The organism is Pseudohaliea sp. (assembly GCF_054552115.1).
Genome location: NZ_JBTOLW010000001.1, coordinates 151,082 through 174,863, shown reverse-complemented (window position 1 = coordinate 174,863; position 23,782 = coordinate 151,082). Strand labels below are relative to the sequence as shown.

Annotated in this window: 21 protein-coding genes; 14 read left to right on the top strand and 7 right to left on the bottom strand. The window is 68.5% G+C overall.

The window, feature by feature from the left end; translation table 11 throughout:
• Positions 1-12: 12 nt before the first annotated feature.
• Both ACX93N_RS00785 and ACX93N_RS00780 read right to left on the bottom strand, forming a co-directional pair.
• On the bottom strand, positions 13-1,509 hold the full coding sequence (locus ACX93N_RS00785; RefSeq protein WP_459426473.1) for a flavin-containing monooxygenase: 1,497 nt from the start codon (positions 1,507-1,509) through the stop codon (positions 13-15).
• Between the two features lie 4 nt (positions 1,510-1,513).
• Positions 1,514-2,743: an argininosuccinate synthase gene (locus ACX93N_RS00780; protein WP_459426472.1), complete on the bottom strand. Its 1,230-nt coding sequence runs from the start codon at positions 2,741-2,743 to the stop codon at positions 1,514-1,516.
• A gap of 242 nt (positions 2,744-2,985) precedes the next feature.
• Here ACX93N_RS00780 and pyrC point away from each other — a divergent pair, with 242 nt between their 5' ends.
• Both pyrC and rnt read left to right on the top strand, forming a co-directional pair.
• Entirely contained in the window at positions 2,986-4,020 is a 1,035-nt protein-coding gene (pyrC, locus tag ACX93N_RS00775; RefSeq protein WP_459426471.1) for a dihydroorotase, read from the top strand.
• Positions 4,017-4,664 carry a ribonuclease T gene (gene rnt, locus ACX93N_RS00770; RefSeq protein WP_459426470.1) on the top strand — a complete coding sequence of 216 codons (648 nt, stop codon included), beginning with the start codon at positions 4,017-4,019 and terminating at the stop codon, positions 4,662-4,664. The genes pyrC and rnt overlap by 4 nt, the downstream gene beginning before the upstream one ends.
• Here rnt and ACX93N_RS00765 read toward each other — a convergent pair whose 3' ends face one another.
• Genes ACX93N_RS00765 through mpl form a run of 4 tightly spaced genes read right to left on the bottom strand, consistent with a single transcriptional unit; the run spans position 4,665 to position 9,524 of the window.
• Positions 4,665-5,261 (bottom strand): LON peptidase substrate-binding domain-containing protein, encoded by a 597-nt coding sequence (locus ACX93N_RS00765; protein WP_459426469.1) that lies wholly within the window; start codon positions 5,259-5,261, stop codon positions 4,665-4,667.
• A complete protein-coding gene (locus ACX93N_RS00760; protein ID WP_459426468.1) occupies positions 5,258-5,515 on the bottom strand; it encodes a YkgJ family cysteine cluster protein in 258 nt (85 codons plus the stop codon). The genes ACX93N_RS00765 and ACX93N_RS00760 overlap by 4 nt, the downstream gene beginning before the upstream one ends.
• Positions 5,515-8,133: an MMPL family transporter gene (locus ACX93N_RS00755; RefSeq protein ID WP_459426467.1), complete on the bottom strand. Its 2,619-nt coding sequence runs from the start codon at positions 8,131-8,133 to the stop codon at positions 5,515-5,517. Before ACX93N_RS00755 ends, ACX93N_RS00760 begins: the two co-directional genes overlap by 1 nt.
• Positions 8,130-9,524, bottom strand: coding sequence for a UDP-N-acetylmuramate:L-alanyl-gamma-D-glutamyl-meso-diaminopimelate ligase (gene mpl, locus ACX93N_RS00750; protein ID WP_459426466.1), 1,395 nt, complete (start codon positions 9,522-9,524; stop codon positions 8,130-8,132). Before mpl ends, ACX93N_RS00755 begins: the two co-directional genes overlap by 4 nt.
• Positions 9,525-9,630: 106 nt before the next feature.
• Between mpl and ACX93N_RS00745 the strand changes: the two genes are divergently transcribed.
• Together ACX93N_RS00745 and ACX93N_RS00740 are read left to right on the top strand one after the other, a co-directional pair.
• Positions 9,631-10,929, top strand: a complete 1,299-nt coding sequence (locus ACX93N_RS00745; protein WP_459426465.1) for a 6-phosphofructokinase — start codon at positions 9,631-9,633, stop codon at positions 10,927-10,929.
• A gap of 69 nt (positions 10,930-10,998) precedes the next feature.
• Positions 10,999-11,637, top strand: coding sequence for an inorganic pyrophosphatase (locus ACX93N_RS00740; protein WP_459426464.1), 639 nt, complete (start codon positions 10,999-11,001; stop codon positions 11,635-11,637).
• 20 nt (positions 11,638-11,657) lie between these two features.
• Here ACX93N_RS00740 and ACX93N_RS00735 read toward each other — a convergent pair whose 3' ends face one another.
• The gene (locus tag ACX93N_RS00735) at positions 11,658-12,407 is read right to left on the bottom strand and encodes a M15 family metallopeptidase (RefSeq protein ID WP_459426463.1); all 750 of its coding nucleotides are present in this window, start codon (positions 12,405-12,407) and stop codon (positions 11,658-11,660) included.
• A 395-nt stretch (positions 12,408-12,802) separates the two neighbouring features.
• Here ACX93N_RS00735 and dksA point away from each other — a divergent pair, with 395 nt between their 5' ends.
• The 10 genes from dksA to panC all read left to right on the top strand — a co-directional run bounded on the left by dksA (position 12,803) and on the right by panC (position 23,681).
• Positions 12,803-13,231, top strand: coding sequence for an RNA polymerase-binding protein DksA (dksA, locus tag ACX93N_RS00730; RefSeq protein ID WP_459426567.1), 429 nt, complete (start codon positions 12,803-12,805; stop codon positions 13,229-13,231).
• Complete coding sequence (gene gluQRS / locus ACX93N_RS00725) at positions 13,177-14,124, top strand: tRNA glutamyl-Q(34) synthetase GluQRS (RefSeq protein ID WP_459426462.1); 948 nt, start codon at positions 13,177-13,179, stop codon at positions 14,122-14,124. The genes dksA and gluQRS overlap by 55 nt, the downstream gene beginning before the upstream one ends.
• 30 nt (positions 14,125-14,154) lie before the next feature.
• Complete coding sequence (locus ACX93N_RS00720; protein WP_459426461.1) at positions 14,155-14,331, top strand: hypothetical protein; 177 nt, start codon at positions 14,155-14,157, stop codon at positions 14,329-14,331.
• Entirely contained in the window at positions 14,321-17,302 is a 2,982-nt protein-coding gene (locus tag ACX93N_RS00715; RefSeq protein ID WP_459426460.1) for an ATP-binding protein, read from the top strand. Before ACX93N_RS00720 ends, ACX93N_RS00715 begins: the two co-directional genes overlap by 11 nt.
• Before the next feature lie 51 nt (positions 17,303-17,353).
• Complete coding sequence (locus tag ACX93N_RS00710) at positions 17,354-18,766, top strand: sigma-54-dependent transcriptional regulator (RefSeq protein WP_459426459.1); 1,413 nt, start codon at positions 17,354-17,356, stop codon at positions 18,764-18,766.
• Positions 18,767-19,219: 453 nt separating this feature from the next.
• Positions 19,220-20,491 (top strand): polynucleotide adenylyltransferase PcnB, encoded by a 1,272-nt coding sequence (pcnB, locus tag ACX93N_RS00705; protein WP_459426458.1) that lies wholly within the window; start codon positions 19,220-19,222, stop codon positions 20,489-20,491.
• Positions 20,492-20,493: 2 nt separating this feature from the next.
• A complete protein-coding gene (gene folK / locus ACX93N_RS00700) occupies positions 20,494-21,024 on the top strand; it encodes a 2-amino-4-hydroxy-6-hydroxymethyldihydropteridine diphosphokinase (RefSeq protein WP_459426457.1) in 531 nt (176 codons plus the stop codon).
• Positions 21,008-21,691, top strand: a complete 684-nt coding sequence (locus ACX93N_RS00695; RefSeq protein WP_459426456.1) for a deoxynucleoside kinase — start codon at positions 21,008-21,010, stop codon at positions 21,689-21,691. The genes folK and ACX93N_RS00695 overlap by 17 nt, the downstream gene beginning before the upstream one ends.
• A 15-nt stretch (positions 21,692-21,706) precedes the next feature.
• Entirely contained in the window at positions 21,707-22,498 is a 792-nt protein-coding gene (panB, locus tag ACX93N_RS00690) for a 3-methyl-2-oxobutanoate hydroxymethyltransferase (RefSeq protein WP_459426455.1), read from the top strand.
• A gap of 298 nt (positions 22,499-22,796) precedes the next feature.
• Positions 22,797-23,681 carry a pantoate--beta-alanine ligase gene (gene panC, locus ACX93N_RS00685; RefSeq protein WP_459426454.1) on the top strand — a complete coding sequence of 295 codons (885 nt, stop codon included), beginning with the start codon at positions 22,797-22,799 and terminating at the stop codon, positions 23,679-23,681.
• The last annotated feature ends 101 nt before the right edge of the window (positions 23,682-23,782 follow it).

Sequence of the window (23,782 nt, the reverse complement as noted above, 5' to 3'; positions counted from 1 at the left end):
GGCGGCGGCAGGTCAGGCGGCCCGGCTGCTCCCCTTCTCCGCGCCGCTGAACACCAGCGCACCGTCATCGATGGGCTCCTCGAGGAACAGCTTCCGGTCCGCGCGATAATCCTGCGGATTAACCCACGGCTCCCGGTCACCCTGCCTCGGGAAGCGGTGCATTACCCGGCGCAGGTAGCCCGGCGAGAAGTCGTCGATCCAGTCCCGCTCCGGCATGGCGGCCAGCTCCGCCGGCAGCGTCGGCGTGGCCGCCGCGAGGCGGTGCTCACCCAGGTAGTTGAGCAGCCGGCAGGTCCATTCCGCGGTGAGATCGGCGCGCAGCGTCCAGGAGGCGTTGATGTAGCCGAACACGGAAACCAGGTTGGGCACGCCGCTGCACATGATCCCCTTGTAGGTCCAGGTGCGGGCGAAGTCCACCGGCTCGCCGTCGACGCTGAAGGACACACCGCCGAGCACTTCCACCTCGAGACCGGTAGCACTGACGATGATGTCCGCCTGCAGCTCTTCGCCGGACGAGAGGCGGATGCCGCTTTCCGTGAAACGCTCGATGGTGTCCGTCACCACCCGGGCGCTTCCCTCCTTCAGCGTATCGAACAGGTCTCCGTCCGGCACCAGGCAGAGACGCTGGTCCCACGGGTCGTAGCGCGGCGTGAAGTGACGCTCCACGTCGTAGTCCGGGCCCAGGGCGCGGCGGAGCCGGCGCAAGAGCGCGCGGCGGACCTTCCCGGGCGCGACGCGGGTGCGCCGGTAAAACCACTGCTGCAGGGCGGTGTTCTTCCAGCGCGTAAGAGCGTAAGCCCAGGTATCCGGCAGCAGGGCGCGCAACGCGTTGGCAAGGCGGTCCCGCGCGGGGCGGGAGATCACCCAGGTCGGTGAGCGCTGCAGCATCACCACCTCCTGCGCCCGCTCCGCGAGCGCGGGCACGAGCGTCATCGCCGTGGCCCCCGAGCCGATGACCACCACGCGCCTGCCGGCGTAGTCGAGCTCCTCGGGCCAGAACTGCGGGTGAATGAAGACCCCCCGGTAGTCTCCACGGCCCGGGTAGTCGGGCGTGTAGCCGCGGTCGTAGCGATAGTAGCCGGCGCACATGAGCAGGAACCCGGTGCGCAGTTCCCGCACCGCGCCCGTCGCACCGTCCTCGATGACCAGCCGCCACTCGGCGGTGGCGCTGTCCCAATGGGCTTCCGTCAGCCGCTGGCGGAACCGGATGCGGCGGTCGATGCCACCCTCCCGGGCCGTGTCGCGCACATAGGCGCGGATCGCCGGACCGTCGGCAATGGCCTTGCCGTCGCGCCAGGGCCTGAATTTGTAGCCCAGGGTGTGCATGTCGCTATCCGAGCGGATACCCGGGTAGCGGAAAAGATCCCAGGTGCCGCCGATGGCATCCCGGGCTTCGAGGATCAGGTAATCGCGATCGGGGCAGTGCTGCTGCAAATGCCAGGCGGCACCGATGCCGGACAGGCCGGCACCGACGATGACGACATCCGTGCGCTCCGTGGCGGCGTCCATCGCCTCAGCGCCCGCCGAGCCCGCGCCCCTTGCCGGCGGCGATGCGCAGGCGCAGGGCGTTGAGCTTGATGAAGCCCTCGGCGTCACCCTGGTCGTAGGCACCGGCGTCCTCCTCGAAGGTGGCGATATGCTCGTCGAAGAGGCTGTCGTTCGCCGACTGGCGGCCGACGACGATGACGTTGCCCTTGTAGAGTTTCAGGCGCACCACGCCGTTGACGTGGGCCTGCGACTGGTCGATCGCCGCCTGCAGCATCTCCCGCTCCGGCGACCACCAGTAGCCGTTGTAGATCAGCTCGGCGTAGCGCGGCATCAGCTCGTCCTTGAGATGCGCCACCTCCCGGTCCAGGGTCAGCGACTCCATGGCCCGGTGCGCGCGCAGCATGATCGTGCCCCCGGGCGTCTCGTAGCAGCCGCGGGACTTCATGCCCACGTAGCGGTTCTCCACGATATCGAGGCGACCGATGCCATTGGCACCGCCCACCGCATTGAGGCGCTCGATGACCGCCGCCGGGGTCAGCTCCTCGCCGTCGATGGCGACGATGTCACCGCCGCGGTAGCTGAGCTCGAGGTAGGTGGGCTGGTCCGGCGCCGCCTCGGGGCTCACGCTCCAGCGCCACATGTCCTCCTCGCACTCGGTCCACGGGTCTTCCAGCACCCCGCCCTCGTAGGAAATGTGCAGGAGGTTGGCGTCCATGGAGTACGGCGATTTCTTTTTCTGGCTGGCGAAATCGACGGGGATGTCGTGCTGCTGGCAGTAGGCCATGAGCGACTCACGGGAACCCAGATCCCATTCCCGCCAGGGGGCGATGACGCGGATACCGGGCTTGAGCGCGTAGGCACCCAGTTCGAAGCGCACCTGGTCGTTGCCCTTGCCGGTGGCCCCGTGGGAGATCGCGTCGGCACCGGTCTCGTTGGCGATCTCGATGAGGCGCCTGGCGATGAGCGGCCGGGCGATGGACGTGCCCAGCAGATACTCACCCTCGTAGACCGTGTTGGCGCGGAACATGGGAAAGACGAAGTCGCGGGCGAACTCCTCCCGCAGGTCTTCGATGTAGATCTCCCTGACCCCCAGCGCCTCCGCCTTGGCCCGGGCCGGCGAGACCTCCTCGCCCTGGCCGATATCGGCGGTGAAGGTCACCACCTCGCAGCCATAGTGTTCCTGCAGCCAGCGCACGATCACGGACGTGTCCAGGCCGCCGGAATAGGCGAGCACTACCTTGTTGCTGTCTGTCATGCGCCCTTTCCTCCCTCGAAAAACCGCGCGCAGTGTACCGCCGCGGGGGGTTGATGCCCAGCAACCGCGGGGGCCAGGGGCTTCCCGCAACGGGTGTCCCCTGCGGGTACTTCGCTGCCTGTCACCCGCCGGGCCCGGCCTCCCGGCCTGATGCGTCCCGCGACCCGGCACCGCGGGAGCGGACAGGGGGCCACCATTTACGGTAGCATCACGCTGTGTCCAAAGCCCGCGAAGCTCCTGCCGTGACCACCCTGACTCTCCGCCGCCCGGACGACTGGCATGTCCATCTCCGCGACGGCGACGCCCTGGCGCAGACCTGCCGGGACATGGCCCGCTACATGGGCCGCGCCATCGTCATGCCCAACCTGACGCCGCCGGTGACGACCGTGGCCCTTGCCAAGGCCTACCGCGCGCGCATCGACGCGGCCATGGCGGACCTGCCGCGGCGCTTCGAACCGCTCATGACCCTTTACCTGACCGACGGCACCGGCAGCGACGAGATCCACCGCGCCGCCGAAAGCCCCGTCGTCCACGCGGTAAAGCTCTATCCCGCCGGCGCCACCACGAACTCCGACGCCGGCGTTGCCGCCCTCGATGCGCTCTACCCGGTGCTCGAGGCCATGGAGGCCGCGGACCTGCCGCTGCTGGTGCACGGGGAGGTCACCGACGCGGACATCGATATCTTCGACCGGGAACGGGTCTTCATCGACCGGCACCTGGCGCCGATCGTCGAGCGCTTCCCGGGCCTGCGGGTGGTCCTCGAACACATCACCACCGCCGACGCGGTGGCCTTCGTCAGCGAGGCCCGCGACGGCGTGGCGGCCACCATCACGGCACACCACCTGCTCCTCAACCGCAACGACATGCTGGCCGGCGGCATCCGCCCGCACTACTACTGCCTGCCCATCCTCAAGCGCGCCCGGCACCAGGAAGCCCTGCGCAGGGCGGCCACCAGCGGCAACCCGCGCTTCTTCCTCGGCACGGACTCGGCGCCGCACACCCGCAGCGCGAAAGAATCGCCCTGTGGCTGTGCCGGTGTGTACACCGCGCATGCGGCCCTGGAGCTCTACGCCGAGGTTTTCGACAGCCTCGGCGCGCTGGAGCGCCTGGAGGGCTTCGCCTCGCTGCACGGGCCCGCCTTCTACGGACTGCCCGTCAACGAGGAGACGATCACGCTCACCCGTGGCGAGCAGCAGGTACCCGCCTCGCTGCCCCTCGGCGAGGATGTCCTGGTGCCGCTCCGGGCCGGGGAAGCGCTGCCCTGGCAGGTCGCATGAGCGAAGGCACGGCCTCGGCCATGGCCGGCCGCTTTCGCGGCTTCCTGCCCGTCGTCATCGACATCGAGACCGGGGGCTTCAACGCCGCCACCGATGCCATCCTGGAAATCGCGGCAACGCTCCTGCGCATGGCGCCAGACGGCACGCTCACCGTGCACCGCACCATCAGTCACCACGTGAAACCCTTCGAGGGCGCCAACATCGAGCAGGCCTCCCTGGACTTCACGGGTATCGACCCCTGGCACCCGTTCCGGGAGGCCATCGAGGAGCGCGAGGCCCTGGGCGACCTGTTCCTCGCCGTGCGCCGGGAGCTGCGCGAACAGGGCTGCAACCGGGCGATCCTCGTCGCCCACAACGCGCACTTCGACGCCGGCTTCGTGAACGCCGCCGTCGAGCGCTGCGACATCAAGCGCAACCCCTTCCACCCCTTCTCCTACTTCGACACCGCAACCCTGGCGGGCCTGGCCTTCGGGCAGACGGTGCTCGCCAAGGCCTGCGCCGGCGCCGGCATCACCTTCGACAACAGCGAGGCCCACTCCGCTGCCTATGACGCGGAGCGCACCGCGCAGCTGTTCTGCACGATCGTCAATCGCTGGCAGGCGCTCGGCGGCTGGCCGCCCCCGGCAGTGGAAACGGCGGAGTAGTCAGTCGCCGCCGCTGATCTCGTTGAGCAAGCGGTCGAGTTCCGCAAGCAGGTCCTCGGCCGAGGCAAGGCCCAGCAGACGGTATTTCTCCGACTCCTCCAACGGCAGCAGCTGCAGCAGGGTTCCCGCCACCTGCGCCGCGTTCGCCCGGTCGACGGGCAGGGCAAGGCGCTGCACGTGGGGATGCGCCTCCAGCCCCTCCAGGAGCCGCGCGAGCCCTTCCCAGCGCTCTCTCATGGGCACGGGCGCGAGCGGCGGCCCGAAGCTGACCTCACCCATGTTCAGCTCGTTCGCCAGGCGCCAGTGCCGGTGCAGGTGGAAGCGCTCACCGCCCTCGACGGTGAGGCCGAGGAGGCCATTGGGCAGCTGGTCCCAGTCGACGATGCGGGCATAGGTGCCCACCGCGCCCAGCTCCGCGGCGCCACCGGCAACTTCGCTGCCGGCGCGCAGCCAGACAACGCCGAAGCCCGAACTCTCGCGCATGCAGCTGCGCACGAGGTCGAGGTAGCGTTGCTCGAAGATCTGCAGCGCCATGCGCCCGTAGGGCACCAGCACCGAGGACAGGGGAAACAGGGGAATCTCCGTGCGCTCGCTCATGCGGGGACGCTCCAGGCCTCCAGCTCGGTGAGAATCAGCAGCGCCTCGTCGCGGCTGTCGCCACAGAAGGCCGGCTCGGCCTGGAAGCGCTCACAGCAGACCGGCCGCTCGGGGCGGCCGAACAGTCCGCAGCGCAGGTCCTCCTGCAGGTGCACGCAGCGCACGCCCGCGGGTTTGCCCGCCGGCATGCCCTGGAAGGGCTGCGTGATCGCCGGCGCAATACAGCAGGCGCCACAACCCGGACGACACTCCATCACGCCCCCTCCGGCCCGAGGGGGCGGAAGAGGATGATCAGCCGCGGCAGGAGCAGCAGCGCGCCGAGCACCGCTGCGGTCATAGCCAGCACGGTCAGCACGCCGAAGTAGATGCTGGGCGTGAAATTCGACAGGGTGAGCATGGAGAAGCCGATGACGATAGTGATGGTCGTGTAATACATGGCCCGGCCGATACTGCCGTGGCTGCGGTACATGGCCGCGAGGTAGTCCCGGTCGCCGCGGAACTCTTCCCGGAAGCGATAGACGTAGTGCACGCAGTCGTCCACCCCGATACCCACGACAATCGCCGCAATGGTAATGGTCATGATATCCAGGGGAATGCCAACGAGGCCCATGATGCCGAGCACCAGCGTCGCCGCCAGCAGGTTCGGCGCGAGCGCCACCATGGCCAGCGAGAAGGAGCGGAACAGCACCCAGAACATCACCAGGATGGCGAGGAAGACCGCGCCGAGGGTGAGGATCTGCGAGCGGAACAGGCTCTGCAGCACATTGTTGTAGAGGACCAGCATGCCGGTCAGGCGGATATCCTCGGCGGACAGCGCATCGAGCGCCGCGAGGTCGGCGGACAACTCGCGGAGCAGCCGGTCCCGCCGCAGCGTCTTGCTGGTTTCCTTCACGCGCACCGTGATCCGCGCCTCCTCGTGCTCCCCGTCGAAGTAGGGGTCGACCAGCTGCCGGGCCACCTCCTCCGGGAGGCTGCGCTGCACCAGGGCGAGCTCGACGCTGCCGATGTCATCGCCGAGGAGCTCACGCACGACGCTGAAGGTGGTTGCCAGGGACAGGACCTTCCCGGTCTCCTCCCGCGAGGCCACGAGGTCATGGGCGGCATCGATGGTCCGCATGCCCTCGAGACTGAACCAGTAGCTCGGCTCGAAGGACTCGCCGCTCCCCGCGAAGGGATCCCCGTCGCCGGCGAAGGGATCCTCTTCGGCAAACGGGTCGTCATTGGCGAAGGACTCCGCGGAGTCGTCGTTCTGCTCCGGGCCGTCGAAGGCCAGCGCATCCTCCGCGAAGGGATCGTCTGCCGCTACCGGCTCGCCACCGCCCTCGCCTGCGGGGGAAAGCCCGGGCAGGGGCGCCGTGGCGTCGGGCGCGGACAACACGATATCCAGGGGTATCGTGCCCCCCAGCCGCGAATCTAGCAGCTCCATGCCCTGGTAGATCTCGGTGGATTCCTTGAAGTAATCAATGAAACGATTCTCCACCCGGAGCTGGGACACACCGACCACCACCACGACGATAAGCGCAGCGCTGGTCCACAGCACCGAGCGACCGTGCCGGTCGGCAAAGCGTGCGAAGTGCAGCGTGAGCGGCGCGTCGGCGCCCGTGTGGCGCACCGGGCGGCCCCTGGGCCAGAGGAGCACGAGCGCCGGCAGCAGCGAGAAGCAGACCAGGAAGGCCACGGCGATGCCGAGGGTCATCATCCAGCCGAAGTCGATCACCGGCTGGATGTCGGAAACGACCAGCGACACGAAGGCCACCATGGTCGTAAGCGCCGTGTAGGCACAGGGTACGAACATCAGGCGCACCGTGTCGCGGACACGCTGGCACCGGTCGCCCTCGGGGTGCAGCGCGTGGAGCTCGCGGTAGCGCACCACGAGGTGGATGGCGATGGCGAGGGTGACGATGAGCAGCACCGCGACGAAGTTGGAGGAGATCACCGTCAAGCGCCAGTCGAGCGCGGCCAGCAGGCCGAGCATGAGGGTCACGGTGACGCTGCAGGTGAGGAGCGGGATGACCGTCCAGCGGACGCGGCGGAAAACGATGGCAAGGACGAACAGCATCACCAGGATGATGGCACTGCCGAACACGACGAGATCGCTGCGCACGAAGTCGACCATGTCCGCGGCGATCATGGGCACGCCACCGACGAAGATGCGCGCGTGCTCCCGGTAGCGGTCGGCAATGGCCCTGACCGAGGCGACCAGCTCGCTTTGTTGTTCGAGGAGGACCGCGCTGTGCGCCTTGAAGGCGGCCTCGACCTCGGCGAGGCGTTCGGCTTCCTCCGCGCTGAGTGCCTCTTTCTTCTCGCGCAGCGCCTCCCGCTCCCGGAGCAGCTCGAAGTAGCGCTCATCCCGCTCGAGGTTGACCTGCACCGCCGTGACCTCGCCGTCACGGCCGACGAGCAGGTCCGTGTAGAGGGGGCTGCTGGTGAACTCGGCGAGGGCGGCCTCGCGATCGACGGTCGGGTCCCGGAGGCTGGGCAGCGGATCGCCGGACGTCACCGCCGAGAGGCTGAGCGGGCGCGTCTCGAGCAACGGCACGTCCCAGACGGTAACCACCGACGAAACACCGGGCAGCTCCCGCAGCTCATCCGCCATGCGCTTCAGGGGGTCCAGGGAGGCATCGGCGAAGAGCGGCGCATCGGGCTGCCAGGTCAGGAGCAGGAAATCCTCCGAGGCGTAGCGCTTCGACACCTCGCGGTAGAACTCCAGGGACGGATCCCCCTGCAACAGCAGCGAGTCCGCGGAGGCATCGATGCGCAGCTTGCCCAGCTGGGACAGGGCGCCCGCGGTCAGCAGCGCAAGCAGCACCAGGACGATGACCGGGTGACGCAGAACGACACGCTCGTAGAGCGCCAGGAGGTAATGGCTCATGCGCCGTGCACCGCCCGAAGCGCGTCCAGCAGGCGCTGGTGGATACCGGCAAAGCTGCCGTTGCTCATGATCACGATCTGGTCTCCTTGCTGCGCCTCTCCGACAACGGTCGCCACGAGGTCTTCAACGTCGTCACTGACGGAAGCCGGGACGGTGCCCGCGGCGGCCACGTCATCGAGTGACCAGTCCATGCCCGGCGGCTGGTACCAGTAGACGCGATCGGCGTCGGCGACGGAAGCGGCGAGACTTTCCCGGTGCCTACCCATACGCATGGTATTCGAGCGCGGTTCCACGAGCGCGAGCAGCCGGCCGCTGCCGCCGCGGGCACGCAGGGCTCCCAGGGTCGCCGCTATCGCCGTCGGATGGTGCGCGAAGTCGTCGTAGAGCCGCACGCCGGCGATCTCGCCAAGCAGTTCGAGGCGGCGCTTCACGCCCCGGAAGCGGGCCAGGGCGTCGAGGGCCCGCGCCGGTGCAACACCCGCGTGCGCGGCGGCGGCCACCGCGGCCAGCGCATTGTTCGCGTTGTGCCGCCCCGGCAGGGGCAAGGCAACGCGACCGCCCTCGCCGCCGGGACCGCGCACGGACAGGTGCATGCCGCCCCCGTCCTCCAGGCGCCCCTGCCAGTCCGCGGCCTCCGGTGCTTTCCCGGGAGCGGCGAGGGACCAGCGTTCCACCGGCGTCCAGCAGCCCATGGCTTCCACGGCGTCCAGCGCGGCACAGTTCCCGGGCCGCAGGATGCGCCCGTTGCCCGGTACACAGCGCACGAGGTGATGGAACTGGCGCTGGATGGCGGCGAGGTCCGGGAAGATGTCGGCGTGATCGTACTCGAGGTTGCCGAGCACCAGGGTCTTCGGCCGGTAGTGGACGAACTTGGAACGCTTGTCGAAGAAGGCCGTATCGTACTCGTCGGCCTCGACCACGAAGTAACGGCCGGCGCCCTCGCGAGCGGATACCCCGAAGTTGCCGGGCACGCCGCCGATGAGGAAGCCGGGCGCGAGGCCCGCGTCCTCGAGGATCCACGCGAGCAGGCTGCTGGTCGTGGTCTTGCCGTGCGTTCCCGCCACCCCCAGGACCCAGCGGCCGCGCAGTACCTCGCGGGCGAGCCACTCCGGGCCGGAGCAGTAGTCCAGGCCCCGGGCGAGCACGGCCTCCACCGCCGGGTTGCCCCGGGACAGGGCATTGCCGATCACCACGAGATCCGGCGCGGGCTCCAGGTGCTCCGCTGCATAGCCCTCCATCAGGCCGATCCCCGCCGCCTCGAGCTGCGTGCTCATGGGGGGGTAGACGTTGGCATCGGAACCGGTCACGCGGAAACCACGGGCCGCGGCCAGCTGCGCCAGGCCGCCCATGAAGGTGCCGCAGATGCCGAGAAGATGGAGGTGTTGCGCCACGGGTGGGTCTCCGGAAAATGCCGCGCATGGTAGCACGCGCCACGCGGTGCACAGTCCCCCGCGAATCGCGTATCCTCGTTGCGTCGCGCAGCGCCGGGAGTGTCCCATGGCCCAGGAAAAGCCCCAGAAACCGTCCAGGAAAACCCCTCGCAGGAACGCCTTCTATGCCCAGTCCGGCGGCGTGACGCCGGTAATCAACGCGTCCGCCTGCGGCGTGATCGAGACCGCCCGCGCCAACCGTGGCGCCATCGGCAAGGTCTACGCCGGGCGCAACGGCATCATCGGCGCGCTCCGGGAGGAACTCATCGACACCGGCGCCGAGACTGCGGCGGCGATCCGCGGGCTCATGCACACCCCGGCCGGTGCCTTCGGCTCCTGCCGGCACAAGATGAAGTCCCTCGAGGAGAACCGGGCCGAGTACGAGCGACTCATCGAGGTCTTTCACGCCCACGACATCGGCTATTTCTTCTACAACGGCGGCGGCGACTCCGCGGACACCTGCCTCAAGGTGTCGCAGCTCGGCGAAGCGATGGGCTACCCGATCCAGGCCATCCACGTGCCCAAGACCATCGACAACGACCTGCCGCTCACGGACAACAGCCCGGGCTTCGGCTCCGTAGCCAAGTACGTGGCCGTGTCCACGCGGGAGGCAGCCATGGACGTCGCCTCCATGTGCGAGACCTCCACCAAGGTCTTCATCCTCGAGGTCATGGGCCGCCACGCCGGCTGGATCGCCGCCGCGGCGGGCCTGGCCGGCGCGGGCCCGTCGGAAGCGCCCCACGTGATCCTGTTCCCGGAAATCGCCTTCGATCGCGAGCGCTTCCTGAAAAAGGTGGAGGCGACGGTAAAGAAGGCCGGCTACTGCGTCATCGTCGCCTCCGAGGGCACCCAGTACGCCGACGGCACCTTCCTTGCCGATGCCGGTACCCGCGATGCCTTCGGCCACGCCCAGCTCGGCGGCGTGGCACCGACCCTCGCCGACATGGTCCGCAGCGAGCTCGGCTACAAGCACCACTGGGCGGTTGCGGACTACCTCCAGCGCGCCGCCCGTCACATCGCCTCGCAGACCGACCTCGACCAGGCCTATGCGGTGGGCAGGGCGGCGGTGGAGTTCGCCCTGGCCGGCCACAACGCGGTCATGCCAGCGATCGTCCGCGGCAGCGGCAAGCGCTACCGCTGGTCCATCGGCGAGGCGCCGCTGGCGAAGGTCGCGAACCGCGAGAAGAAGATGCCGCGCCGCTACATCAGCCGCGACGGCTTCGGCATCACTGCCGCAGCCCGCGACTACCTCGCGCCGCTGATCCAGGGCGAGGCCTACCCGCCCTACGCCGGCGGCCTGCCGCGCTACCCGCGGCTCAAGCACAGGCTCGTGCCCCGGCGGCTGAAGACCCGCTTCGACATCTGAGCAGGGAGATTTTTCCGCGGGCACCCGGTACAATCCGCGCCTTTTCCGGCAACCGCTCACGAGGCACGCATGTACAGGAACGAGAAATTCAACCGCTGGCGCCGTCACCCCTGGCACGGTCTCCACGCGCGCATGGACGACGCGCCGGAGGATATCGTGCAGGTGTACGTCGAGATGCTGCCCACGGACGTGGTCAAGTACGAGCTCGACAAGAGCTCCGGCTTTCTCGTGGTCGACCGGCCCCAGCGCACCACCTCAAGCCCGCCGGCACTCTACGGCTTCATTCCGCGCACCTACTGCGCCGAGGAAGTGGCCAAGCGCTGCCCCGGTGTCACCGAGGCCGACGGCGACCCGCTGGATATCTGCGTGTACTCGGAGCGGCACATCAACCGCGCCGACATCGTGCTCAACGCGCGCGTCGTGGGCGGCATCCAGATGATCGATGGCGGCGAGGCCGACGACAAGATCATCGCCATCCTGGAGGGCGACAACATCTGGGGCAACGCCCAGGACGTCGCCGACCTGCCGCCGATCAAGGTCGAGCGCCTGCAGCACTACTTTGCCACCTACAAGATGGTTCCCGGCAAGGAAATCGACATCAAGGTCGACCATGTCTACGGGCGGGAAGAGGCCCTCAAGGTCATCGCTGCCGCCGAGAAGGACTACTGGAACCACTACAGCGAACTGCACCAGCAGCAGCGCGGTTAGCAGGCAGCGGCCGCTGCCCCTCAGGCCATCGCCCGACCCTCGGGCACCGCGACATAGCGTTCGAGCAGCGCCGGTAACGCGTCCACCAGGGCGGACAGTCCGGCGGGCTGCCCGCCCTCCTCCCAGCTGCGCAGGAGCAGGGCGGCGGTCAGGCGCGGAGCCAGCCGCCTGGCGAGGGGGGCGTAGCTGAGGTGCCAGCGCTCCGGGGCGACGCCGCCCCGATCCACCGCATAGGGCCGGAAAAAGCCGTGGCATTCGCCCGCGGCCATGCGCTCGTCCAGCCAGCAGTGCAGCGCGTCGAAGACGCCGCCCGGCGCCACTTCGCCGGGCGTCAGGGCCGGCCTCGCCCCCGCCGGCAGCGCCGCCGCATCGTAGACATCGAGGTCCGTACCCCAGTGGTGCCGCGAGGTGCCGGGCAGCGCCGAGAAACGCAGCACCGCCGCCAGTTGCTCCGGGAGGGCGAGGTCCGCCATCGCCACCGGACGGCCATCGTCATCGTGCACCGGCCGCTCGCCGGCCAGCTTGCCATTCCAGATTGCCAGCTGCCGGGCGTAGCCCCGCCAGGCGCTGGCGACGGCGAGATCGAAGCCCGCGGCCCGGGCATCGGCGCGCAGAGCCTCGAAGGCCGCCGCAGCCGCCGGGTGCAACTGCCCACCGCCGGCGAGGGGCACGAGGTGGCCGTCGTCGAGGCCGACGAGCTGACGGTCGTCGGGCAGGTCGCGGGGCCCGGCCGGGCCCGCGGCGCGGGGCCTGTGAGTCACTGGTGCCATGGCCGGCATTGTGACACCGGGCCGGCACGGCGCCTAGCCGGGGCGCCCTTCGCCGGATGCCCCGGAAAGCTTCGAAGAACCTCATACTTTTTTCTGGAATGGATCCTAGATATCTGGTAGCTTCACCGCGCTTCGGCGCTGGCCCTCCGCCGCGGGGGCTCGCCAGAGACCACGTCATTACGTCGATGGAACAGACCATGCCGACCAAGACCGCCCCCAAGAAGCCCGCAGCCAGCAAGAAGGCAGCCGCCAAGAGCAAGGCACCGGCCAAGGCGAAAGCCAAGGCGCCGGCAAAGAGCAAGGCCGCCGCCAAGGCAAAGGCACCCGCAAAGACGAAGACTGCAGCCAGGAGCAAGGCACGGGCGAAGAGCAGCGCCCGGGCGAAAGCCCAGGCCGTGACCTCCGCGAACAGCCAGTTCAAGAACTTCGAACCGTACCAGCCGAAGCGTGGTGAGGAGTACATGAACGACGCGCAGCTGGACCACTTCAAGAATATCCTGCTGAAGTGGAAGGGCGAGCTGATGCAGGAAGTGGACCGCACCGTCACGCACATGAAGGACGAGGCCGCGAACTTCCCGGACCCGGCCGATCGCGCCACCCAGGAGGAGGAGTTCAGCCTCGAGCTGCGCACCCGTGACCGCGAGCGCAAGCTCATCAAGAAGATCGACTCCACCATCGAACGCCTCGAGCAGGAAGACTACGGCTTCTGTGACGCCTGCGGGGTGGAGATCGGCATCAAGCGCCTCGAGGCGCGCCCCACGGCCACGCTGTGCATCGACTGCAAGACCCTCGCCGAGATCAAGGAGCGGCAGGAGCTGGGCTGATCCCGGGGGCCGGCAGCTACTGCGGGCGCTTCGCCCCCTCACCGACGGGGCCCCTTCATTTCGGCTCCCTGCTGGCGGCCCTTGCCAGCTACCTCGACGCGCGGGCCCACGGCGGCCGCTGGCTCCTGCGTGTGGAAGACATCGACCCTCCCCGCGAGCAACCGGGCGCCAGCCGGTCCATCATCGCCAGCCTGCGCGCCCACGGCCTGCACTGGGACGGACCTGTCTGCTACCAGCACACCCGCGGTGCCGCCTATGACGAAGCGCTCGACGTCCTCGAGCGCAAAGGGCTGCTGCGCCGCTGCTACTGCCCGCGGCGCATCCTCGGTCCGGACGGCGCCTGCGGCGGCCGCTGCGGCGGCAACGGCGAGGGACCCGCGGCGCTGCGCGTGCGGGTGGACCCGGCCTGGCCGACCGCTTTCGAGGACCGCATCCAGGGCCACGTCGCTGCCACGCAGCTCCCGGAGGACTTCGTCGTTCGCCGGCGCGACGGGCTCTACGCCTACCAGCTCGCGGTGGTCGTGGACGATCAGGCCCAGGACATCAGCGACGTGATCCGGGGAGCCGACCTGCTGTCGGTGACGCCGCGCCAGCGCTACCTCCAGGCCTGCCTTGGCTATGCCTCGCCCCGCTACGGCCACTGCCCCGTCCTCCTCGGCGGCGACGGCAGAAAGCTGAGCAAGCAGAACCATGCGCCGCCCCTCGACGACCGGCGCGCCGCCGCCAATCTGCGCCTGGCTCTCGAGCTGCTCGGCCAGGCATCGCCGCCGGCCACGGCAGCCACGCCATCAGCCCTGCTCGAGCACGCGGTACGGCACTGGGCACCGGCGGCCCTGGCCGGGACCGCAGCGCTGGCTGGCGAGCGCCTTTACCCCCCTGCGGGCATCTCGTAGACTCGCCGCAGGCCACCGGGATCCATCGCCATGTACCTCGATCGCGGCCTGCTGCTCGCCGTCGCCCTGACCGTCATCCTGTTCCCGGGCATCGAACGCTGGATGTTCGCCGACCCGGTGCACTGGTACCGCCCCTTCATCGTCTGGGCCGCGGTTATCGCGGGGGTCTACTGGAACCAGCGGCGCCGGGACTTCGATGAGCTTTAGCCCGGACCAGGTCCTCCTCGCCATCATCGCCTACCTGAGCGTCCTGTTCCTGGTGGGCTACTTCGGCGACCGCGGCGCGATCCCGGCGCGGGTGGTGGAGCACCCGGCGACCTATGTCCTGTCCCTCGGGGTCATCGGCGGCGGCATGGCCAGCAACGGCGTGTTCACGCTCGCCGCGCTCTACGGCCATCACTACCTGCTGTACTATCTGGGCATTGCGCTGATGTTCCTCCTCGCGGTGCTGCTGCTGCGGCCCCTCCTGCGCCTGTGCCGGGTACACCAGCTTGCCTCCCTCGCGGATCTGCTGGCCTTCCGCTTCCGCAGTCCCTGGGTAGGCGCGGCCGTGACCCTCGCCATGTGTGCCACCCTGCTGCCGCTGCTCGCGCTGCAGATCCGTACCGTCGCCGACAGTATCCATCACCTCGCCGGCGGCGGCCTCGACCTCCTGCCGGGCGGCCGCCGCGATGGCCTGGCCCTGCTCTTCTGCGTGATCATCACCGTGTTCACGATCCTCTTCGGCACGCGCAATGCCGCCAACCCCAACCGGAACCCCGGACTCGTGGCCGCCATCGCCTTCGAATCCCTGGTCAAGCTCGGGGCCCTGACGCTGCTCATGGCGGTTGCCCTGAGCCAGGTCTTCGACGGCTTCGACGGCCTTCAGCGCTGGCTCGTGGCCAACCCCGCTTCCCTGCGCGGCGAGGGACCACCGCTGCCCGCCGGCGCCGCCCGCCTCCTGCTGCTGCTCTTCTTCGCCGGCGCGGTGTGCATGCCGCACATCTTCCACATGGCCTTCGCCGAGAACAGCGACAGCCGGCACCTGCGCGCGGCGAGCTGGGGCCTGCCTCTCTACCTGCTGCTGCTGGCGCTGCCGGTACTGCCCGTGTTCTGGGGAGCCGTCGCCGCAGGCAGCTCCCTGCCCGCCTCCTTCGCGGGCCTCGGCCTCGGCACCGCCCTGGGCGCCCCCTGGGTGAGCGGCGTGGCTTTCGTCGCCGGCCTCTCGGCCGCCAGCGCGGTGATCGTGGTCGCGACGCTGGCGCTGGCGAACATGTGCCTCAATTACCTCGTACTGCCGAACCGCCCCCTCCGTGCCGCCGGCGACCGCGGACTCTACCGGCAGCTGAAGTGGCTGCGTCGGAGCCTCATTACGGCGCTCATCCTCGGCGGCTACGCGTTCTTTGCCTTCCTCGGCGACGGGCAGTCGCTGCCGGAGCTCGGTTTCCTGGCCTTCAGCGGAACCCTGCAGTTTCTGCCGGCGGTGATCTTCACGCCCTACTGGCCGCGGGCCAACCGCATCGGCCTGCTGGCGGGTCTCGCGCTGGGGCTGGCGATCTGGTTCCTGGCGCTGGTGCTCCCGGTTCTGTCGAACAATACGCTCGGCATCACCGCGAGCCACAGCGACGACTGGGCGCTGCGCTGCCTGCTCGCCCTGCTGGCCAACAGCGCGGCCTTCATCGCCTGCTCTCTACTGACCCGTCGCTCCCAGGAGGAGACCGTGGCGGCGGAGATCTGCTCCATGGACTCCGGCAGCAGACCGCACCGGCGCACGCTGGCCGCACACGCCGCTGCCGATTTCGTCCCGGCGCTGGCCCGGGGGCTCGGAGAAGACACGGCGCGTGCGGAGGTGCACCGGGCCCTGGGCGAGCTGCGTTTTGACGAGGGCGAGAGCAGGCCCTATGCACTGAGGCACCTGCGCAGCCGGATCGAGGCCAACCTGTCCGGCATGCTGGGCCCCGCCCTGGCGCTGGAAATCGTCGACCGCTGCCTGCCTTACGGCAAGAGCTATCCCGGCGAGGCCGGCGATTTCACGCTCCTCGAGCAGCGCCTGGAAAAAGCCGCCGGGCGCTTTACCGGCCTGGCGGCGGACCTCGACTACCTGCGCCGCCACTACCGGCAAACGCTCGAAGCCCTGCCGGTGGGGCTCTGTTCGCTCGGAGTGGATGGCGAGGTGCTGCTCTGGAACCGGAGCCTTGCCGAACTCACCGGGATCGAGGCTCCCGACGCCATCGGGGCGCGCTGGACCGCACTGCCGGAGCCCTGGCAGGCGGTGTTCGCCGATGCCCTGGAGGCCGAGCCGAACACGCTGCTCAAGCGCGAACTTCCCGGCAGCGGCCCGGCGGCGCCGCGCTGGATAACCCTGCACTGCAGTGCACCCACGGAAGACGCAGACCGGCTCCTGCTGGTGGAGGACATCACCGACTACCAGCTGCTGCAGGATGAGGTCCTGCACAACGAACGCCTCGCCTCCATCGGCAGGCTCGCCGCCGGCGTTGCCCACGAGATCGGCAACCCGATCACGGGTATCGCCTGCCTCGCCCAGAACCTGGCCGCGTCCTGCGACCCGGCGGAGGTTCGCGAGACAGCGGACGACATCCTCACGCAGACGGGCCGCATCAGCCGTATCGTCGAATCGCTGGTGAACTTCTCCCACCTGGGTTCCGGGGCCGGCGATACCCGCGTCGAGCCCTGCAACCTCGCCGATTGCATCGACGAGGCCATCAGCCTGCTCTCCCTGGACCGCGACGCGCGTCCCGTCAGCTTCGTCAACGACTGTCCCCGCGACACCCTGGTACTCGCCGATTGCCAGCGCCTGCTGCAGGTCTTCATCAACCTCCTGGGCAACGCCCGTGACGCCTCCGGTGACGGCGCGGCGGTCACCATCAGCGCCGCGGCAGGGGACAGCGGTGCGGTGGAGGTTCACGTCGACGACTGCGGCCACGGCATCGCGCCGGCGCTGCTGCCGCGGGTCTTCGAGCCCTTCTTCACCACGAAAGACCCGGGCAAGGGCACGGGCCTCGGGCTGCCGCTGGTGTACAGCATCCTCGAGGATATGGGCGGCAGCGTGCGCATCGAGAGCCCCGGGCCCTCGGGCCATGCGACCGGCACCCGGGTCACCCTGACCCTGCGCGCGGCCCGCTACGACGACGCGTTCACGAGGCTCGCGAACGCGGACGCCGGCACGGCGGCTGGATAATTCGTCGCCGGGAGGGTATGTTGTGGGGCTCGTCGGATAAGGGATCAAGCGATGCAGCAGATTCTTGTCGTCGAGGATGAACCGGTCATCCGCACCGCCCTGCGCCGCTTGCTGGAACGTTCCGGCTACGCGGTTGCCGAGGCCGGGGCCGTGGCCGAAGCGGAAGCCAGCCACGCCCTCGGTGAATTCGACCTCATCATCAGCGACCTGCGCCTTCCCGGCGCGCCGGGCACCGACCTGATCCGCAAGGCGGGAAAGGTCCCCGTGCTCATCATGACCAGCTATGCCAGCCTGCGCTCCGCCGTGGACTCCATGCGCATGGGCGCCGTGGACTACATCGCCAAGCCCTTCGACCACAGCGACATGCTGAACGCGGTCAAGCGCATCATCAGCGAGCATCCGCGGCAGGAAGGCGCCGCCGCAAAGGCCGCGGCGGAGGGCGATGACGACCGTCCCGACATCGTCGGCGACTGTCCGGCCATGCAGCGGCTGCTGGCGCATGTGGCCAAGTTCGCCCCCACGGACTCAACGGTGCTCGTGCTCGGCGAGACCGGCACCGGCAAGGAGCTGGTGGCGCGGGCCATTCACCGCCAGAGCCGGCGCGCCGGCGAGGCACTGATCTGCGTCAACTGCGCGGCCATCCCCGAGACGCTGATCGAGTCGGAGCTTTTCGGCTACGAAAAGGGCGCCTTTACCGGGGCCAACGCCAACCGCATGGGCCTCATCGAGGCCGCCGACGGTGGCACGCTGTTCCTGGACGAGATCGGCGAGCTGCCCATGGAGGCCCAGGCGAGGCTGCTGCGGTTCATCCAGGAGGGCGAGATCCGCCGCATCGGCTCGGTCCACTCGCGCAAGGTAAACGTGCGCCTGATCTGTGCCACGCACCGGGACCTGCAGACCCTCGCCGCCGAAGGGCGTTTCCGCCAGGACCTGTTCTACCGTATCAACGTGCTGCGGCTCAGCCTGCCCGCGCTCCGCGACCGTGGCAAGGACATCCTGTACCTGGCCGAGACGCTCCTCGCCCGCCAGGTGGAGCGCTTCGGCCGCGGTTCCATGGCCCTTTCCCCGCGGGCCATCCAGGCCATCACGACCTACCAGTGGCCCGGGAACGTGCGCGAGCTCGAGCACGCGATCGAGCGGGCCGTCATCCTGACGGAGGGCAACGAAATCGACAACGAGGCCCTCGGCATCGACCTCGAGCTGGTGAACATCAGCCGCCTGCGGGGCGAGCGTATCGGCGGCCCCAAGAAGCGCCAGGCGAGCCACAGCAATACCGACCCCCAGGAAGACCTGTCCCTGGAGGACTACTTCCAGCGCTTTGTCATCGAGCACCAGGACTCCATGAGCGAGACCGAGCTGGCCCAGAAACTCGGCATCAGCCGCAAGTGTCTGTGGGAGCGGCGCCAGCGCTTCGATATCCCCCGCAAGAAGAACGCCCCGCGCGGCAAGAAGGCCGCCTCCTAGCCGGCACCGCCCCGGGACGGCCCGGGGGCGTTACCCAGCCCGCTGCCTGTAACAAATGGTAGTAGCCGAAGGTAACAAAACGGCCTCCAGAGCCGTTACCGGCCACCACACCAGAAAACACATGTTATTGTTTTTAAAGTGCTTTTATCTTATTGGCACAGGCGATGCAATATTACGGGCGCTCAACAATAAAAATAATCCAGCAGCAATAAGAATAAGCGCAAGAAAAAAAATGGACCTGGATGGGGAAGTACGCTTCCCCGTCGTTCCTTCTTACCACCCGGCCGCCTACTGGCCATGCCAGGAACGGCTGCGCCCGCTAAGAATAATTGCCTGCATAAGAATAACCGTCCCGGGGTGGACCTGTGCGGGGGAGGGATCTCCCCCGATCTCCCCGGAAGCCGTCGGGGCTGTGCTACCATCCCGCTTTTCCACAACGAGAGATGCCCGCGCTTGAAGGTCATTCCCCGGGACCAGCACTGCATTTCCCGCAAGAACATCAGCCCCAGCGCCCTCAAGGTCATGGCCCGGCTGCGCGGCCAGGACTTCCAGGCCTATCTCGTGGGCGGGGCCGTCCGCGACCTGCTTCTCGGCGGACACCCCAAGGACTTCGACGTGGCCACCGACGCCACGCCGGAAGAAGTCCACGGGCTGTTCCGCAATTCGCGGATCATCGGGCGGCGTTTTCGCATCGTTCATGTCCGTTTCGGCCGCGAGATCATCGAAGTGACCACCTTTCGCGGCCACCACGACGGCGAGGGCGAGGCACGGCGTGCCGACAGCGGCGTCCTGCTGCGGGACAATGTCTACGGCACCCTGGAAGAGGATGCGGTCCGCCGTGACCTCACGATCAATGCGCTGTACTACTCGTCGGGGGACTTTGCCGTGCACGACCAGGTCGGCGGCCTCGCCGACCTGCAGGCACGGCTCATCCGCATCATCGGCGATCCGCACGAGCGCTACCGGGAGGATCCGGTGCGCATGCTCCGCGTCGTGCGCTTCGCCGCCAAGCTGGGCTTTCGGATCGAGCAGCACACGGCCGCCGCCATCAAGGAAGCGGCTGGGCTGCTCGATTCCATTCCCGCCGCACGCCTCTTCGACGAGATCCTGAAGCTCTTCCTGGCCGGGCACGGTGCCGCGACCCTCAAGCTCCTGCGCCGGCACCACCTCCTCGAGCACCTGTTCCCGGAAGCCGAGCACCACATGGCGAGGGATGTTCGCGCTGCGGAACTCATGGCCGCCGCCATGGCCAGCACCGATCGTCGCGTCGCGGAGGACCGGCCGGTAACGCCGGCCTTCATCCTGGCCGCCCTCCTCTGGCCCGCTGCGAGCCTGCGCGCCGAGCAGCTGCGCGACCGCGGTGAACCGCCGGTGCCGGCCATGCACAGCGCGGCCCAGCAGGTCATCGCCGAGGCCTGCCACCGCGTCGCGATACCGAAGCGCTTCAGCCAGCCCATGCGGGAGATCTGGGAGCTGCAGAACCGCCTGGAGAACCCGCGGGGCAAGCGTGCCGCGGAACTGCCGGAGCAGCGGCGCTTCCGGGCCGCCTATGACTTCCTCCTGCTGCGCGAGGCCGCCGACGAAGACACGGGGGGCGTGGGCGAGTGGTGGACCCGCTTCCAGGAGCTCGATGCCGAGGCCCGGTTGCGGGAGATGGAGAACCTGGAGCCGGCCGGCGGCAAGCGCGGCCGCCGCGGCGGGCGCCGCCGGCGCAGCCGAAACTGAGGGTGCAGCGTTGCTACATCGGCCTCGGTGCGAACCTCGGCCACCCGCTCCGCCAGCTACGCGACGCCGCCCGCGCCCTCGCCGGGCTTCCCGGCTGCAGGCCGGGGCCCCTGTCCCCCCTCTACCGCAGTGCACCGCTCGGCCCCCGGGACCAGCCGGATTTCCTCAACGCCGTCGCTGCGCTGGACACGGTACTGGCGCCCCTCGACCTGCTCGACGCCCTGCAGCATATCGAGGCCGGGGCGGGACGCGTGCGCGGTCGCCGCTGGGGACCCCGCACCCTGGACCTGGACCTGCTGCTCTACGGCGACCGGGAACTGCAGCTGCCCCGGCTCACGGTCCCGCACCCCGGCATTGCCGAGCGGGCGTTCGTGCTCTGGCCCCTGGCCGATCTCTGCGGCGAGGATTTCCGGCTGCCATGGGGGTCGGATATTGGTACATTGAAGCGCGCCTGTCCCGGGCCGGCCCCGGAGCGCCAGGCGGAAGGGCTAGGGCCAGCGGGAGGGGGAGTCGAGCTTGACGGCAACGAATGAGGTACTGAGCCTGGACCTCAAGGGGCGGACACCCCCCGGCTACATCGCCGTGGAAGGGCCCATCGGCGTGGGCAAGACCACGCTCGCACGCCGTCTCGCGGACACCTTCAACTACCAGGTCATGCTCGAGGACGCCGAGGACAATCCCTTCCTCGAGCGCTTCTACCAGAACCGGAAGCAGGCCGCGCTGGCCACGCAGCTGTTCTTTCTCTTCCAGCGCGCCCAGAAGATCCAGGATCTGCGCCAATCGGACATCTTCCAGCCGGTGCGCGTGGCGGATTTTCTCATCGACAAGGACCCGCTCTTCGCCCGCATCAATCTCGACCCGGACGAATACCAGCTCTACGAGAAGGTCTATCGCCAGCTCACCATCGACGCGCCCGTACCGGACCTGGTGATCTACCTCCAGGCCTCGCCGGACGTCCTGCTATCGCGCATCGAGCAACGCGGCATTGCCCATGAACGCAACATCGACCGGGGCTACCTCGAGCGGTTGAACGAAGTGTACAGCGAATTTTTCCTGTATTACGATGGCGCGCCGCTGCTGATCGTCAACGCCAGCGCGATCGACCTGGTCCAGGGAGAGCGCGATTACGGCCAGCTCGTCGACTATCTCCTCGACGTACGCAGCGGGCGCCACTACTTCAATCCCACCTTTTTCGGCTAGGGTTCGGACAGGTCCATGGGCAAGATCACCATCAGCACCCTCGACAGGATGAAGGCGGCGGGAGACAAGTTCGTCTGCATCACTGCCTACGACGCGACCTTCGCCCGTCTCGTCAACGAAGCGGGTGCGGAGACGATCCTCGTCGGCGATTCCCTCGGCATGGTACTGCAGGGGCACGACAGCACGATCCCCGTAACCGTGGACGACATGGCCTATCACACGGCCTGTGTCGCCCGCGCCGGCGGCGATGCGCTGGTGATCGCGGACCTGCCCTTCATGAGCTACGACCGGCCGGAGACCGCCATGGACAGCGCCACGGCGCTGATGCAGGCCGGTGCGCAGATGGTCAAGATGGAAGGTGGTGTCTGGCTCTCCGATACGATCAGCGCTCTCGTTGAGCGCGGCATCCCGGTCTGCGCCCACCTGGGCCTCACCCCGCAGTCGGTGAACGCCTTCGGCGGCTTCAAGGTCCAGGGCCGCACCCCGAAGGAAGCCAAATCGATCCTCGCCGACGCGGTCGAGATCCAGGATGCCGGGGCCGCCCTGCTCGTGCTCGAGTGCGTGCCGGCCCCCCTGGCGGCCGATATCAGCAGCAAACTGGACATCCCGGTCATCGGTATCGGCGCCGGCGCCGGCACGGACGCCCAGGTCCTGGTACTGCATGACCTCCTCGGCCTCAGCCCCCGTGTGCCCCGCTTCGTGCGCAATTTCATGGCCCAGGCGGGCAGCGTGCAGGACGCCCTGGCCGCTTTCGTGACGGCCGTCAAAGCCGGCGATTTTCCCGCCGACACCCATACCTACGCATAAGCCGCAGCAGGTCTCCTGCCTGCCCGGCCAAGCCCGGGACGCGCGGCGGTAGTAAACACTTACTTTCAGTAGGTATATATAACCAGATCACGTAGCGAGTGATTCCTTTCGTAACAAAAAGGTGTGTTGTTGCGTGACACTTTTGTTGCTGCCCCCCGGACCATGGGGCATACTCGGTCTCCCTTCGGGGGCCGCTCTGCCAGCCCCGTGAAGGAAAACGTACAGAACGTATAGAACGTTTAGAAAGGCGCCGCCGATGGCAGCGGCTCCACCCTGACCGCAAGCGGGGGCGTACGTCATGAAGACAACCGGTGACCGGCAGCGGCTGCGGGCGCAGCTCGCCGAGTGCAAGCAACGGGGGCAGCGCATCGCCTTCGTACCCACCATGGGCAACCTTCACGATGGCCACCTGCAGCTCGTGCGCCGGGCGCGCGAACTGGGTGACATCGTCGTCGTCAGCATTTTCGTCAACCCGCTGCAGTTCGGCGCCGGCGAAGACCTCGATGCCTACCCGCGGACGCTCGCGGCCGACAAGGAAAAGCTCTTCGCCGAAGGGGTGACGTTCCTCTACACGCCCGAGGCCACCGATATCTACCCGGAGGGGCTCGAACGTCATACCCAGGTACTGGTGCCGGACCTCTCGGAGACACTCTGCGGCAGCAGCCGGCCCGGCCACTTCAACGGCGTCGCCACGATCGTTGCCAAGCTGTTCAACATCGTGCAGCCGGACGTGGCCATTTTCGGGGAGAAGGACTTCCAGCAGCTGTCCATCGTACGCAAGATGGTGGCCGACCTCTGCCTTCCCGTGGCAGTGATCGGCGTGCCGACGGTACGCGACGAGGACGGCCTCGCGCTGAGTTCCCGCAACGGCTACCTGACCCTGGCGGAACGGCGCATCGCACCCCTCCTCCACGAGACCCTGGCGAGCTGCCGGGACGCCATCGCCTGCGGCTTCGACAATTTCCTGCAGCTCGAGTCCCACGCGCGCATGCGCCTCCTGCAGGCGGGCTTCGAGCCCGACTACTTCGCCATCCGCGATGCGCGCACGCTGCGTAAGGTCACCGAGGACACCGAGGAAATCGCCATCCTCGCCGCCGCCCGCCTGGGCAGCACGCGCCTCATCGACAACCTGCGCCTCAGCCTGAACCCCGCGACCGACTGGGGCATGCTCGCCACACCCTGAGGCCCGCCTGCCGCCGCGGCCCGGCCCGCAGGCCCGCGACCTCGACCATGGTCGCCTTGCTCTCCGCGCGGGTGGAAGTACCATCAGGGAACACAGCCCGA